This is a genomic window from Stenotrophomonas maltophilia group sp. RNC7 (assembly GCF_030910085.1).
In the GTDB taxonomy this organism is placed as follows: Bacteria; Pseudomonadota; Gammaproteobacteria; order Xanthomonadales; family Xanthomonadaceae; genus Stenotrophomonas; species Stenotrophomonas sepilia.
Genome location: NZ_JAVFVN010000706.1, coordinates 67,534 through 81,290, shown reverse-complemented (window position 1 = coordinate 81,290; position 13,757 = coordinate 67,534). Strand labels below are relative to the sequence as shown.

Here is a 13,757-nt window from a genome sequence, read left to right as displayed (position 1 = left end):
GCAGGGGGATGGCTTTGGCCGGGCGGCGCCCGGCACCCGCCGAGGCCAGGGCCGAAGCAACGGCAACGGCCCAAGCAAAAGCGGGGTTCCCGTGGGATGGCGGGGGGGTGGGGGCCAGCAGGACACGCCGTAAACCCCGCTCCGCGGTCCGGCCCAGCCGCTGGCGGCTGGGCGTTCGGGCGCTTGCGAAGCAGTGCTTCGCAAACAAAGCGCCCTCACCCATGGGGGCTCGATGGCGCCATCCATGGCGCCAACGGTCCTGCTGGCCCCCACCACCCCGCCCCCGACAGATTTCCGCGATCTGCGGTAGATCCACGCCATGCGTGGATGCTCCCCGGTAGTGCCGGCCGCTGGCCGACAACCAGGAAAATCTCAGAAGTCAGGTATTGGAGAGCGAAGCGACCGGCTTCTGCCTTTGATTTCTTGTTCTGTCTTCCGTGGCTGGCCGCGCAGGAATCTGTCCGTGGCCGGGCGGGTGGGCTGCGCAGGGGCGTAAGCGCCATGGATGGCGCGCCCGAGCCTACAGGGACGTATTCACGGCGTCCCCTGCGCAGCCCACCCGCCCGGCCAATCCCCGGAAATCCGCTGTTCGCAGCAAGTCCCAGCCACGAGGGGCCCCGCCGCTGGCCGCCGACCGCGCGCCAGCGCCGCTTTCCGCCCAAATCCTCGAACCATGCGCTTGCTCACGGATTGACCACGCAATTGATGACAACGTTGTCCCCACCTGGTGCCGGACTCTCTCCCCGGCCTCCCAGGTGCCTCCGTCCGGCCCCTCCGTCGCCTTCCCGGGCGATGCCCGGACCTGCGTCACGCGCGGCGCCATCGGGGCCCGCGCGCCCTTTGATCGGAGACTCACCCATGTACGACCCGATTGTGCGCAGTGCCGAACGTTCGACCCGAAGCTGTCGTCCCCGCCACCTGGCCTGGCTGCTTGCCCTGGCCGCCGGCAGCGCCGCCCTGCCCGGCCTGGCCCAGGCCGCCAGCTGTGCCGGCGTGGCCCAGTGGGACCAGGCCAAGATCTACCGGGCCGGAGATACCCTGCAGAAAGGAGGCGTCCTCTATCGGGCGAACCAGGACATCTGGAACGCGCCGCCGGACCATCCGGCCGGTGCGCCCTACTACACCAACCTCGGTGCCTGCGATGGCAGCGGCACCAACCAGCCGCCGGTGGTCAGCCTGACCTCGCCGGCCAACGGCGCCACCTTCAGCGCCGGCAGCACGGTCAACGTGACCGCCACCGCCAGCGATCCGGACGGCAGTGTCGCCAAGGTCGAATTCTTCCGCGACGGCAGCACGCTCGGCGTGGCCACCAGTGCGCCGTATGCAGCCAGCTGGACCAACGCCAGCGCCGGCAGCCATACCCTGCGCGCGGTGGCCACTGACAACAACAATGCCACCGCCAGCACGGCGACGATCACCATCACCGTCAACGCCGCCAGCGGCGACACCACCGCACCGAGCGTACCCGGCGGGTTGGCGGCCGGTACGCGCACCGCCAACAGCATCGCGCTCAGCTGGAGCCCGTCCACCGACAACACCGGCGGCAGTGGCCTGGCCGGCTATGACGTGTACCGCAACGGCAGCCTGGTCGGTTCGCCGTCCAGTGCCAGCTACGTCGATGGCGGGCTGACCGCATCGACCACCTACCGTTACCGCGTGCGGGCGCGCGACAATGCCGGCAACGCGTCGGCGCAGGGCACCGAGATCAGCGCCACCACGCTGGCCGGTGACGGCGGCACCACCGGCAAGCGGGTCATCGGTTACTTCACCCAGTGGGGCATCTACGGCCGCAACTACCGGGTCAAGAACATCGACAGCAGCGGCTCGGCCGCGCGCCTGACCCACATCAATTACGCGTTCGGCAACGTGCGCAACAACCGCTGCGAAGTCGGCATCACCCAGCCGTCGGACCCGAACAGCGGTGCCGGTGGCGATGCCTTCGCCGACTACACCAAGGCCTTCAGTGCCGCCGAGAGTGTCAGCGGCAGCGCCGATACCTGGGACCAGCCGCTGCGCGGCAACTGGAACCAGCTCAAGCAGCTCAAGGCCAAGTACCCGAACCTGAAGGTACTGATCTCGCTGGGTGGCTGGACCTGGTCGCGCGGCTTCTCCAGCGCGGCGCGCCCGGAAAACCGCCAGGCCTTCGTTGCCTCGTGCATCGACGCCTACATCAAGGGCAACCTGCCGGTGACCGACGGTGCGGGCGGCGCCGGTGCGGCGCTGGGCGTGTTCGACGGCATCGACATCGACTGGGAGTACCCGGTGGCCTGCGGCATCGAATGCGGCAAGCCGGAAGACAACGCCAACTTCACCGCGCTGATGGCCGAGTTCCGCCGCCAGCTCGATGCGGTGCGTCCGGGCCTGTTGCTGACGGTGGCGGTGGGTGCCGGCATCGACAAGATCCGCGTCACCGATCCGGCGGCGTACCACCCGTACCTGGACTACATCAACGTGATGACCTACGACTTCCACGGCGCGTGGGATGCGAGGACCAATCACCAGTCGGCACTGTTCGATTCGCCGAATGATCCGTCCACCGGCGACCAGAAGCTGTACAACAGCAACGACGCCATCGAGGCCTTCATCAGCCGTGGCGTGCCCGCCGCCAAGCTCAACCTGGGCATCGGCTACTACGGGCGTGGCTGGACCGGCGTGGCCAATGCCAACAACGGCCTGTACCAGACCGCCACCGGTGCCGCCCCGGGCACGTATGAAGCCGGCATCGAGGACTGGAAGGTGCTGAAGAACCTGGCGTGGCCGGGCTACACCGACAACACCGCCGGTGCCACCTGGATCTACAACGGCAGCACGCTGTGGAGCTTCGACACCCCGGCCAACATCACCCGCAAGATGGGTTACGTGAAGACCCAGGGCCTGGGCGGCGCGTTCGTCTGGGAGTTCAGCGGTGACGATGCGCAGGGCACGCTGACCAAGGCGGTCAGTGATGGCCTGAAATAAGGGAAAAGCCGGGGGCGCATTTTGCGCCCCCGGCCTCTGATCTGTAGCGCCGAGCCCATGCTCGGCTGATGGTTGCGCAGCCGAGCATGGGCTCGGCTCTACAGGAAAAGGTCAACGGCGATCAGCGCTTGGCCGACAGCTTTTCCAGCGCCGCGCGCAGCTGCGCCGGCGGCAGGTAACCGCCCAGCTGGGTACCGTCCGGCGCGAAAATCGCCGGCGTGCCGTTCACGCCCAGCTGCTGGCCCAGCGCGTACTGCATCGCCACCGGATTGGTGCAGTTCCTGGCGGGAACGTTGCCGCCGCGCTTGGCGTTGGTCAGCGCCTGGCGACGATCCGCTGCACACCAGACCGAAATCATGTCGGTGTAGTCCTTGCTGCCCAGGCCCATGCGCGGGAACGCCAGGTACTCGACGGTGATGCCGTTGCGGTTGAGCTCGGCGATGTCCTGGTGCAGCTTGCGGCAGTAACCGCACTCGATGTCGGTGAACACGCTGATGGTGTACTTGGCGTTCGGCGCGGCGAACACGATGCGATCGCCGTGGTTGGCCTTGGCCAGCAGGCCGCGGCGATAGCCGAGCAGGCCTTCGCTGTTGGCCGGGCCCTTGGCGCGGGTGTCGTAGGGCTGAGACTGGAACAGATAGCGGCCGTCATCGGACACATACAGAAGCTGGCCTGAAACGACGACCTCGCGGAAGCCGGGGAACGGCGCGGCGCCAATGTAGTCCACCTGGAAACCGGGGTTCAACGCGGCCAGTGCGGCGCGTACCGCCTGGTCGGCGGGCGCATTCGCAGCCGGACTGGCCTTGGCCGCAGCGGCGGCGGGTGCCTTGGCGGCCGGTGGAGCCGGCTGGGCGCAGGCGGTCAGGCTGAGCGCACCGAACACGGCGGCGATGGCAAATCGGAGCATGGAGCGGTCCGCGACAGAAGAAGACCCCGGATTCTGACACAGCCACCGCGACCGGGCGGCGACGGCCGGCAGCGCCCCGGGCAGCGATTCAGCCCGGCGCTCAGCCACGCGGATGGTGGCGGGCGTGCAGCTTCTGCAGGTGCTCGCGCGCGACCAGGGTATAGATCTGGGTGGTCGACAAGGAACTGTGGCCAAGCAGCATCTGCAGCGCGCGCAGATCGGCACCGCGGTTGAGCAGATGGGTGGCGAAGCTGTGCCGCAGGCCATGCGGGCTGATCCGCGCCGGATCGATGCCGGCCACCTGGGCGTGGCGCTTGACCAGATGCCAGAACGCCTGCCGGGTCAGCGCATGCAGCGTCGGTTCGACGAACAACGGGGTCTGCCCATCCGCCAGGGCATGCACCTTGCCCTTGCCGACCAGCTGCGGGCGCGACTGCTGCAGGTAACGCTCCAGCCAGTGCTGGGATTCCTCGCCCAGCGGCACCAGCCGTTCCTTGCTGCCCTTGCCGGTGACCCGCAGCACGCCCTGGCGCAGGTTGATCGCCGTGGCCGGCAGCAACACCAGCTCGCTCACGCGCAGGCCGGCGGCATACATCAGTTCCAGCATGGCGCGATCGCGCAGGCCCAGTGGGCTGTCGATGTCCGGGGCCGCCAGCAGCGCATCGATCTGGCTCTCGGCCAGCGCCTTGGGCAACAACCGTGGCAGCTTCGGTGGATCCAGCAGCGCACTCGGGTCCTCGCTGCGTTCGCCACGGCGGACCGCATCGGCGAAGAACGCCCGCAACGCCGACAGCAGGCGCGCATTGCTGCGCGGCGACCAGCCATGCCGGGTGCGCCAGGCCAGATACTCGAACAGTCCGGGACGCTCGATGCCGGCCAGGCCACCGTCGCGTCCATCCATCCAGCGCGCCAACCCTTCGAGGTCACGCCGGTAGCTGTCGAGCGTGGCGCGGGCCAGGCCGTTCTCGGCCCAGATCGCATCGAGGAAGCGCTGGATGCGCACGCTGTCGTCGGCGCGAAGCTCGGGCAGTTGCTGGACCAGCTGGCGGCGTTCGGCGGGGGTGGAGACAAGGGCCATGCGTGCAGGATACGAGGGCCACTGCGGGCACGGCCAGCTTTGCGTATGCTCGGCGCATGTCCCGCCCTGCCACCGACACGGCCCCTGCGGCCGCTACCGAAATGCTCCATCCGCGCGCATTGCTGCTGTGGCGCGTGCTGGCGATGGCCTACGACGCACTGCCGGTGCTGGCGCTCTGGATGCTGGCCGGCACGCTGTTCACCCTCGCCTACACCTTCAGCGGCCACGCACAGCGCGAGAACATCGCGCCGTTCAGCGCCTGGCAGTGGCTGCTGTGGGCGGTGTGCTGGGCGGTCACGGGGTGGTATGCCACGGCCAGCTGGCGCCGCGGCGGACAGACCCTGGGCATGCGCCCGTGGCGGCTGAAAGTGCAATCAATCGATGGCACGCCGTTGCGGCGCGGGCAGTTGTGGCTGCGCTTTGCGGTAGGCACGCTGTCCCTGCTGCTGGGCGGACTGGGATTCTGGTGGGCGTGGGTCGACCGCCAACGCCTGACCTGGCACGACCGCGCCAGCGCCACCTGCATGGTGCGGATGCCGAAACGGTAAGGCGCTGTCTGTAGAGCCGAGCCCGTGCTCGGCTGCTTTCCGCACTGTACGTGACAGCCGAGCACAGGCTCGGCTCTACAACAATCAGAATCAGCCCGACTTGCGCCGGAACAGCAGTCCGGACACCGCCAGCATCACGATCGGCGGCAACGCGTAGGCAATGCGGTAGTCGAACTTCAGCGCGCCGGCCATGCGGCCGAAGAACAGCTGCAGCAGCCAGAAGCCCAATGCGAACAGGATGCCCAGGAACAAGCGCTTGCCCATGCCGCCGCTGCGCAGCGATCCGAACGCGAACGGCACCGCCGCCAGGCACAGGGCCAGCACGTTCACCGGATAGAACCAGCGGCTCCAGTACACATCCTCGAAATCGCGCGCGTCCAGCCCGTTGCGTTCGCGGTAGGCAATGCTGGTGCTCAGCTCGGACACGCTGAGGTTGCGCGGCTTGGCGATACCGGTCGCCAGCGCGGCCGGGTCCAACTTCGAGTTCCAGGGTTCTCGTGCCACTTCCTGACGGGTTGCCGAGCGCTCGCCAAAGGTGTCGCGGCGCACGCCGGTCAACACCCAGCCGTCCTTGTCGTGCTCGGCGGTGGCGGCGTGGGTCAACGAGGCGATCTTGCCATCTTCGGCGACCCGGTACAGGCGCACATCACGCAGGATCAGCCGCGTGCCCTTGTCGCCCACCAGCTGCTCCTCGCCGCTCTGCGCATTGAGGAAGGTGTCGCCTTCGCGTGCCCACAGCCCCGAGTAACGGGTAGTGGCAATATCCCGCCCCCATTTGGCGCTGGATTTCAGCGCATCGGCACGGTCCTGGCCCCACGGGCCCAGCGTCTCGGCGCTGAGCACCATCACCGCGGTCAGCAGCGAAAGCGCAATCGCCACCGAAACGCTCAGGCGCTTGCGCGACAGGCCCAGTGCACGCAGCGCGGTCAGCTCCGAGGTCGCGGCCAGCTGGCCCAAGCCCATCAGTGCGCCGATCACTGCGGCGGTCGGGAACATGGTGTAGGCGCGGCGCGGCACCGTGTACAGCACCCACGCGGCGGCATGCCCCAGGGTGTAGCCGTTCTTGCCGATGTCCTTGAACTCGCCGGAGAAGGCCATCACCACGTCCAGGCCCACCAGCACCGCCCAGGTCAGCAGCACGGTGGTGAACACCGACCGGCCCAGGTACAGGTCGAAACGCATCGGGCGCAGCCTCATGCGCGGGCTCCCTTCGGACGGCCCAGGCGGCCATCACGTACATACATCCAGATCGCCAGCGCCAGCAGCGGCAGGGTCAACCACCACAGGCCGAGCGCGGGCGGAATCTTGCCGTTGGCAATCCAGCCGCTGCCGATGAACATCAGGTTGGTGCCCACCATGTAGGCCAGCAGGGCCAGCATCATGCGCCCGTAGCGCTGCTGGCGCGGCGAGCTGCGGCCCAACGGCACGGTCAGCAGGGCGAACGCCAGCGCGATCAGCGGCGGTGCCAGCCGGCGATGCAGCTGCGCCTGCGCCTGCGGCCGTGCATCACCGATCAGCTGCAGGGTCGGCATCAGTTCCGGGTCGTCCTCGGTGCGGGTCTGTGCGCCATCGGGCAGGGCCACGTCGTTGCGGGCGAAGGTCGCCAGCCGGTAATCCAGCCCAGCGGCCACCGGGCCTTCCACCTGGTGGCCATCATCCAGCTCCAGGAAACGCTGGCGGGTGCCCTCGAAGTACATGCGGCCACTGTTGGCCGACACCACTTCCAGGCGATCGTCCTTCTGCCGCTGCAGGAACACCTTGCCCAGCTCGGTGCCGTCAGGCGAGATCGAGGACAGGTAGACCACGCCGCCATTGGGCAGCGGCGTGAACCGGCCCGGCTCCAGGCCGGCCATCAGCACGCTGCGGTTGGCCTCGATGATCATCTGCTCGGCCACCCGGCCTGCCCACGGGCCCAGCCACAGCGAGCAGGCGCCGACCAGCAGCACCACCGGCACCACCAGCATCAGCAGCGGTCGCAGCAGTCGCTTGGGGCCAACACCAATGGCGGTGATGACCGCCATTTCCGAGTCGCGGTACAGCCGCGCCACGGCCAGCAGCAGGCCCAGCATCAGGGCCAGCGGCAGGATCAGCGGCAGGTAGGCGATGAACTGCAGGCCCAGCTGGGAGAACAGCAGCTTGGCCGGCAGGCGTCCGTCGGCGATGTTGCCGAGGATGTCCACCAGCACGCCGCCCACGCTGACCACCAGCAGGACGATCAGGGTAGCCAGGAAACTCTGGACGAAATCGCCCAGCAGGTATCGGTCGAGCTTCAGCATGGGGCGGTGGTTTAAACTCTGGGGTTCGTTCGCGGTGCCGCCCAGTCTACTGTCTGGGCGTAAACGGCCTGCGATTGTACGGACTCGCCAATGGAATCTGCTCAATGGCCCTCGAATTCACCCTGAACCACGTTGCTCCGGCCGCCGCCACCGTTGATTGCCTGGTGGTCGGCGCGTATGCCGACCATACCCTGACCCCGGCCGCGCAGGCCCTGGATGCCGCCAGCGGTGGCCGCCTGGCGGCCCTGGCCGAGCGTGGCGACCTGTCCGGCAAGACCGGCGCAACCACCCTGCTGCACGACCTGCCGGGCGTGACCGCCCCGCGCGTGCTGGTGGTCGGCCTCGGTGAAGCCGCCCGTTTCGGCGTGCCGCAGTACCTGAAGGCCGTGGGCGACGCCGTGCGCGCGCTGAAGGCCGGTGCTGCCCGCAGCGCACTGTTCACCCTGTCCGAAGTGGCGGTGAAGGACCGCGACGCGGCCTGGGCGATCCGTCAGGCGGTGATCGCCGCCGATCACGCCGCCTACCGCTACACCGCCACCCTGGGCAAGAAGAAGGCCGACGACGCCGGTCTGACCCAGCTGGCCATCGCCGGTGACGACGCGCAGGCGCTGGCTCAGGGCCAGGCCATCGCCGCCGGTGTCGAGTTCGCCCGCGAGCTGGGCAACCTGCCGCCCAACTACTGCACCCCGGCCTATCTGGCCGACGTGGGCGTGAAGTTCGCCGGCGAGCACGACGGTGCCGAAGCCGAGATCCTCGACGAGCACCAGATGGAAGCGCTGGGCATGGGCTCGCTGCTGGCCGTGGCCCGTGGCTCGGCCAACCGCCCGCGCCTGGTCGTGCTGAAGTGGAACAATGGCGGTGACGCCAAGCCGTACGTGCTGGTCGGCAAGGGCATCACCTTCGATACCGGTGGCGTCAACCTGAAGACCCAGGGCGGCATCGAGGAAATGAAGTACGACATGTGCGGTGGCGCCAACGTCATCGGCACCTTCGTCGCTGCGGTCAAGGCCAAGCTGCCGCTGAACCTCGTCGTGGTGGTCCCGGCGGTGGAAAACGCCATTGATGGCAACGCCTATCGTCCGTCGGACGTGATCACCTCGATGTCGGGCAAGACCATCGAAGTCGGCAACACCGACGCCGAAGGCCGCCTGATCCTGTGCGACGCGCTGACCTACGCACAGCGCTTCGAGCCGGCCGCGCTGGTCGACGTGGCCACCCTGACCGGTGCCTGCATGGTCGCCCTCGGCCACCAGACCGCCGGCCTGATGAGCAAGCACGACGACCTGGCCAATGAACTGCTGGCCGCTGGCGAGCATGTGTTCGACCGCGCCTGGCGCCTGCCGCTGTGGGACGAGTACCAGCCGATGCTGGATTCGACCTTCGCCGACGTCTATAACATCGGTGGCCGCTGGGCCGGTGCGATCACCGCCGGCTGCTTCCTGTCGCGCTTCACCGAAGGCCAGCGCTGGGCCCACCTGGACATCGCCGGCGTGGCCAGCGATGAAGGCAAGCGTGGCATGGCCACCGGCCGCCCGGTCGGCCTGCTGAGCCAGTGGCTGCTGGACCAGGTCGCCCGCGCCTGATGCCGTACCCGACCCTGGCCGGCAGACGCCGGCCGGGGCCTCGCCCGGCACTGCCGGGCCCCTGCCTGACCCGGACCCTGCCATGCCCCGCGCCGACTTCTACCTGATCGCCAAGCCCCGCTTCCTGACCGAGCCGCTGCGCCTGGTCTGTGAGCTGGCGCGCAAGGCCAACGACGCCGGGTTGTTCACCCTGGTGCTGGCCCGTGACCAGGCCCAGGCCGAGGAGCTGGACGAGCTGTTGTGGGCATTCGACAACGACGCCTACATCCCGCACCAGATCGCCGGCGAAGACATGGACGAGGAAGAGGCCCTGGTACTGATCGCGGTACCCGGCACCGAGGCACCAGCGCGTCCGCTGGTGATCAACCTGCGCGACGAGCCCTGGCTGGGCCAGTGCGAGCGCGTGCTGGAAGTGGTGCCGGCCGATCCGGAAGCGCGCGAACCGCTGCGCGAGCGCTGGCGCCAGTACAAGGCCGCCGGTTACGACCTGAACAAGCATGACATGTGACCGCGCCCCGGCCCCCTTGATGGGCCGCCGCCGCGCCCTGATCCTTCAACGATTACCTCCTGGTTCCCCCGCATGACCCAACTCGCCTCCAGCTACGACCCGACGTCCTTCGAGACCGACCTCTACGAGGCCTGGGAGAAGGCCGGCCACTTCAAGCCGTCCGGCACGGGCGAGCCGTACACCATCCTGCTGCCGCCGCCGAACGTGACCGGCACCCTGCACATGGGCCACGCCTTCCAGCAGACCCTGATGGACGCGCTGGTGCGCTACCACCGCATGCGCGGCTACGACACGCTGTGGCAGGTCGGTACCGACCACGCCGGCATCGCCACCGAAATGGTGGTCAGCCGCAACCTGGCGCTGGAAGGCAAGGGCGAGACCCGCGATTTGCTGGGCCGCGAGGGCTTCATCGGCAAGGTCTGGGAGTGGAAGCAGCAGTCCGGCGACACCATCGAACGCCAGATGCGTCGCCTTGGCACCTCCGCCGACTGGTCGCGCAGCACCTTCACCATGGACCCGCAGCCGTCGGCGGCGGTCAATGAGGCCTTCGTGCGCTGGTACGAGCAGGGCCTGATCTACCGCGGCCAGCGCCTGGTGAACTGGGACCCGGTGCTGAAGACCGCCATTTCCGACCTGGAAGTGGAGAGCGCCGAGGAAGACGGCTTCCTGTGGTCGATCGCCTACACGCTGGACGAAGGCCTGAGCTACGAGCACGTCGAGCGCGATGCCGACGGCGTGGAAACCCTGCGCGAAACCCGCGACTACCTGGTCGTCGCCACCACCCGCCCGGAAACGCTGCTGGGCGATACCGCGGTGATGGTGCACCCGGAAGACGAGCGTTACGCGCACCTGATCGGCAAGAGCGTGGTGCTGCCGCTGACCGGCCGCCGCGTGCCGGTGATCGCCGACGACTACGTGGACCGTGCGTTCGGCACCGGCGTGGTCAAGGTCACCCCGGCGCACGACTTCAACGACTACGAAGTGGGCGTGCGCCACAGCCTGCCGATGATCAACCTGTTCACCCCGGTGGCGGCGCTGAACGAGAATGCACCGGAACGCTTCCAGGGCCTGGACCGCTATGAAGCGCGCAGGGCGGTGCTGGCCGAACTGGAAGACCTGGGCATCCTGGTCGAGACCAAGGCGCACAAGCTGCAGGTGCCGCGCGGCGACCGTACCGGCCAGGTGATCGAGCCGTACCTGACCGACCAGTGGTTCGTGAAGATGGACGACCTGGCCAAGCGTGGCCTGGAACTGGTCGAGGACGGAAGCATTTCCTTCGTGCCGCCGAACTGGATCAACACCTACCGCCACTGGATGAACAACATCCAGGACTGGTGCATCAGCCGCCAGCTGTGGTGGGGCCACCGCATCCCGGCGTGGTTCGATGCCGCCACCGGCAACTGCTACGTCGGTCGCAGCGAAGAGGAAGTGCGGGCAAAGCACAACCTGGGCAGCGACGTGGTGCTGGACCAGGAAAGCGACGTGCTGGAGACCTGGTTCTCCTCGCAGCTGTGGCCGTTCTCCACCCTGGGCTGGCCGAACGAGCAGGCCATGGCCGAGCGTGGCTTCGACCGCTACCTGCCGTCGTCGGTGCTGATCACCGGCTTCGACATCATCTTCTTCTGGGTGGCGCGCATGATCATGGCCACCGACAACCTGGTCGGGAAGATCCCGTTCAAGGATGTCTACTTCACCGGCCTGATCCGCGACGGCCAGGGCCAGAAGATGTCCAAGAGCAAGGGCAACGTGCTCGACCCGCTGGACATCATCGACGGCATCACCATCGACGATCTGGTTGCCAAGCGCACCGGCGGCCTGATGCAGCCGAAGATGGTCGAGAAGATCGAGAAGGCCACCCGCAAGGAATTCCCGGACGGCATTGCTGCCCACGGTGCCGATGCGCTGCGCTTCACCATCGCCGCGCTGGCCACCCACGGCCGCGACATCAAGTTCGACATGAACCGCGCCGAGGGCTACAAGAACTTCTGCAACAAGCTGTGGAACGCCAGCCGCTTCGCCCTGATGAACACCGAAGGCGCTGCGTTCACCGGCGCGCCCAAGCCGCGCACCGATGCCGAGCGCTGGATCCTCGCCCGCCTGGCCGCCACCACCGCCGAGGCACAGGGGCATTTCGCCGCCTACCGCTTCGACCTGCTGGCGCAGTGCCTGTACGAGTTTGCGTGGAACGCGTTCTGCGACTGGTTCCTGGAACTGAGCAAGCCGGCCCTGAACGGTGCCGACGCCGCCGATGCCGAAAGCACCCGCCACACCCTGCTGTACGTGCTGGAAGCACTGCTGCGCCTGCTGCACCCGCTGACGCCGTTCATCACCGAACAGCTGTGGCAGCAGCTGGCCCCGCGCCTGGGCCTGGCCGAAACCACGCTGTCGCTGCGCCCCTACCCGACCGCCGCCGAGTTCGAAGGCGATTTCGCCCAGGCCGAGGCCGACGTGGAATGGCTGAAGGCGGTGATCAGCGCGGTGCGTCGCGTGCGCAGTGAGCTGAACGTCGCGCCGTCCAAGCTGGTGCCGCTGCGCCTGCAGGCCGGCCTGGAACAGGACCGCGTGCGTATCGAACGCTTCAGCGCTTCGCTGTCGTTCCTGCTGAAGCTGGACAGCATCCAGTGGCTGGCTGAAGGCGAAAGCGCACCGCCGGCGGCCGCCGCGATTGTGGGCGAGCTGAAGCTGCTGGTGCCGCTGGAGGGCCTGGTCGATCTCGATGCCGAGCGCGCGCGCCTGGACAAGGAGATCAAGCGCGTAGAAGGCGAGCAGGAAAAGAGCGAGACCAAGCTGGCCAGGTTCACCGACAAGGTGCCGCCGGCCGTGGTCGAGCAGGAACGCGTGCGCCTGGCCGACTGGAACACCCAGCTGGCCGGCCTGCGCGAACAGCGCGCGAAGCTGTAACGCTGCGCTCTGGTGCGTGCCAACCAAGGTTGGCACCTACCACGGCGGGAGAGGTTGGCACCCACCCAAGCGGAATGGGAAACGCCGGGCGATGCCCGGCGTTTCCATTTCCCCCGCATGGCATCATCGCCGGATGCCTCTTTCGATCTTCCTGCTGGTTCTCGCCGCTGCGGCACTGCATGCCAGCTGGAATGCGATCGTCAAGCGCGGGCCGGACAAGTTCCTCGGCACCGTGCTGGTCACCGGCAGCGCCGCGCTGCTGTCGGCCGCCGCCCTGCCCTTCCTGCCTTTTCCCGCCGCGCACAGCTGGCCCTGGCTGGGCGCATCGGTGCTGTTGCAGGTGACCTATTACGGGCTGGTCGCACGCTGTTACCAGCAGGTCGACATGAGCCTGGCCTACCCGCTGATGCGTGGCAGCGCGCCGATCCTGGTCGCAGTGGCGGGCACCCTGCTCGGTGAACCATTGCCCGCTGCAGCGTGGCTGGGCGTGGTACTGGTGAGCACCGGCATCCTGTGCATGGCAGTGGGTGCGCGTGGCGGCCAACTGCGCCTGCCGCTGCTGACCGCAGCGATGATCGCCACCTACACGCTGGTCGATGCGCAGGGTGCGCGCCAGTCCGGCAGCGCGCTCAGCTACACGTTGTGGTTGTTCCTGCTGTCGGGCATTCCGCTGCCGCTGTGGGCGTTGTACACGCGCGGCGGCGCGGTGCTGGACTATGCCCGGCGGCATTGGCCGCTGGGACTGGCCGGTGGCGTCGGCACCACCGCCTCCTATGCGATGGCATTGTGGGCCATGACCCAGGCGCCGGTGGCAATGATTTCGGCGCTGCGCGAATCCTCGATCCTGTTCGCGCTGCTGATCTCGGTGTTCCTGCTGCGTGAGCGGATTCCGCGCGCGCGCTGGCTGGCGGCGTCGCTCATCGTCGGTGGCGTGCTGGCGTTGCGGCTGGCGTGATGGGCGCGTTGGTAGTGCTGGCCGCTGGCCGGCAACCCGTCTG

At 68.1% G+C, this 13,757-nt stretch carries 10 protein-coding genes; 6 read left to right on the top strand and 4 right to left on the bottom strand.

Going from position 1 to position 13,757, the window contains the following annotated elements:
- Nucleotides 1–858: 858 nt before the first annotated feature.
- Nucleotides 859–2,958 carry a glycosyl hydrolase family 18 protein gene (locus RCF13_RS15360; RefSeq protein ID WP_061480615.1) on the top strand — a complete coding sequence of 700 codons (2,100 nt, stop codon included), beginning with the start codon at nucleotides 859–861 and terminating at the stop codon, nucleotides 2,956–2,958.
- 121 nt (nucleotides 2,959–3,079) lie between these two features.
- Here RCF13_RS15360 and RCF13_RS15355 read toward each other — a convergent pair whose 3' ends face one another.
- Nucleotides 3,080–3,865 carry a thioredoxin fold domain-containing protein gene (locus RCF13_RS15355; RefSeq protein ID WP_061480614.1) on the bottom strand — a complete coding sequence of 262 codons (786 nt, stop codon included), beginning with the start codon at nucleotides 3,863–3,865 and terminating at the stop codon, nucleotides 3,080–3,082.
- A 100-nt stretch (nucleotides 3,866–3,965) separates the two neighbouring features.
- Entirely contained in the window at nucleotides 3,966–4,943 is a 978-nt protein-coding gene (xerD, locus tag RCF13_RS15350) for a site-specific tyrosine recombinase XerD (protein WP_061480613.1), read from the bottom strand.
- 56 nt (nucleotides 4,944–4,999) lie between these two features.
- Between xerD and RCF13_RS15345 the strand changes: the two genes are divergently transcribed.
- On the top strand, nucleotides 5,000–5,491 hold the full coding sequence (locus tag RCF13_RS15345; protein WP_061480612.1) for an RDD family protein: 492 nt from the start codon (nucleotides 5,000–5,002) through the stop codon (nucleotides 5,489–5,491).
- 90 nt (nucleotides 5,492–5,581) lie between these two features.
- Here the strand turns inward: RCF13_RS15345 and lptG are convergent, their stop codons facing one another.
- Complete coding sequence (lptG, locus tag RCF13_RS15340; RefSeq protein ID WP_049414332.1) at nucleotides 5,582–6,688, bottom strand: LPS export ABC transporter permease LptG; 1,107 nt, start codon at nucleotides 6,686–6,688, stop codon at nucleotides 5,582–5,584.
- Nucleotides 6,685–7,767, bottom strand: coding sequence for an LPS export ABC transporter permease LptF (gene lptF, locus RCF13_RS15335; protein WP_111177817.1), 1,083 nt, complete (start codon nucleotides 7,765–7,767; stop codon nucleotides 6,685–6,687). The genes lptG and lptF overlap by 4 nt, the downstream gene beginning before the upstream one ends.
- 104 nt (nucleotides 7,768–7,871) lie before the next feature.
- Between lptF and RCF13_RS15330 the strand changes: the two genes are divergently transcribed.
- From RCF13_RS15330 to RCF13_RS15315, 4 genes are all read left to right on the top strand, one after another.
- Nucleotides 7,872–9,350 carry a leucyl aminopeptidase gene (locus tag RCF13_RS15330; RefSeq protein WP_180885670.1) on the top strand — a complete coding sequence of 493 codons (1,479 nt, stop codon included), beginning with the start codon at nucleotides 7,872–7,874 and terminating at the stop codon, nucleotides 9,348–9,350.
- Between the two features lie 82 nt (nucleotides 9,351–9,432).
- On the top strand, nucleotides 9,433–9,858 hold the full coding sequence (locus RCF13_RS15325; protein ID WP_005415211.1) for a DNA polymerase III subunit chi: 426 nt from the start codon (nucleotides 9,433–9,435) through the stop codon (nucleotides 9,856–9,858).
- A 72-nt stretch (nucleotides 9,859–9,930) separates the two neighbouring features.
- On the top strand, nucleotides 9,931–12,759 hold the full coding sequence (locus RCF13_RS15320; RefSeq protein WP_308141318.1) for a valine--tRNA ligase: 2,829 nt from the start codon (nucleotides 9,931–9,933) through the stop codon (nucleotides 12,757–12,759).
- 133 nt (nucleotides 12,760–12,892) lie between these two features.
- Nucleotides 12,893–13,714, top strand: a complete 822-nt coding sequence (locus RCF13_RS15315) for an EamA family transporter (protein ID WP_134969388.1) — start codon at nucleotides 12,893–12,895, stop codon at nucleotides 13,712–13,714.
- Nucleotides 13,715–13,757 lie beyond the last annotated feature (43 nt).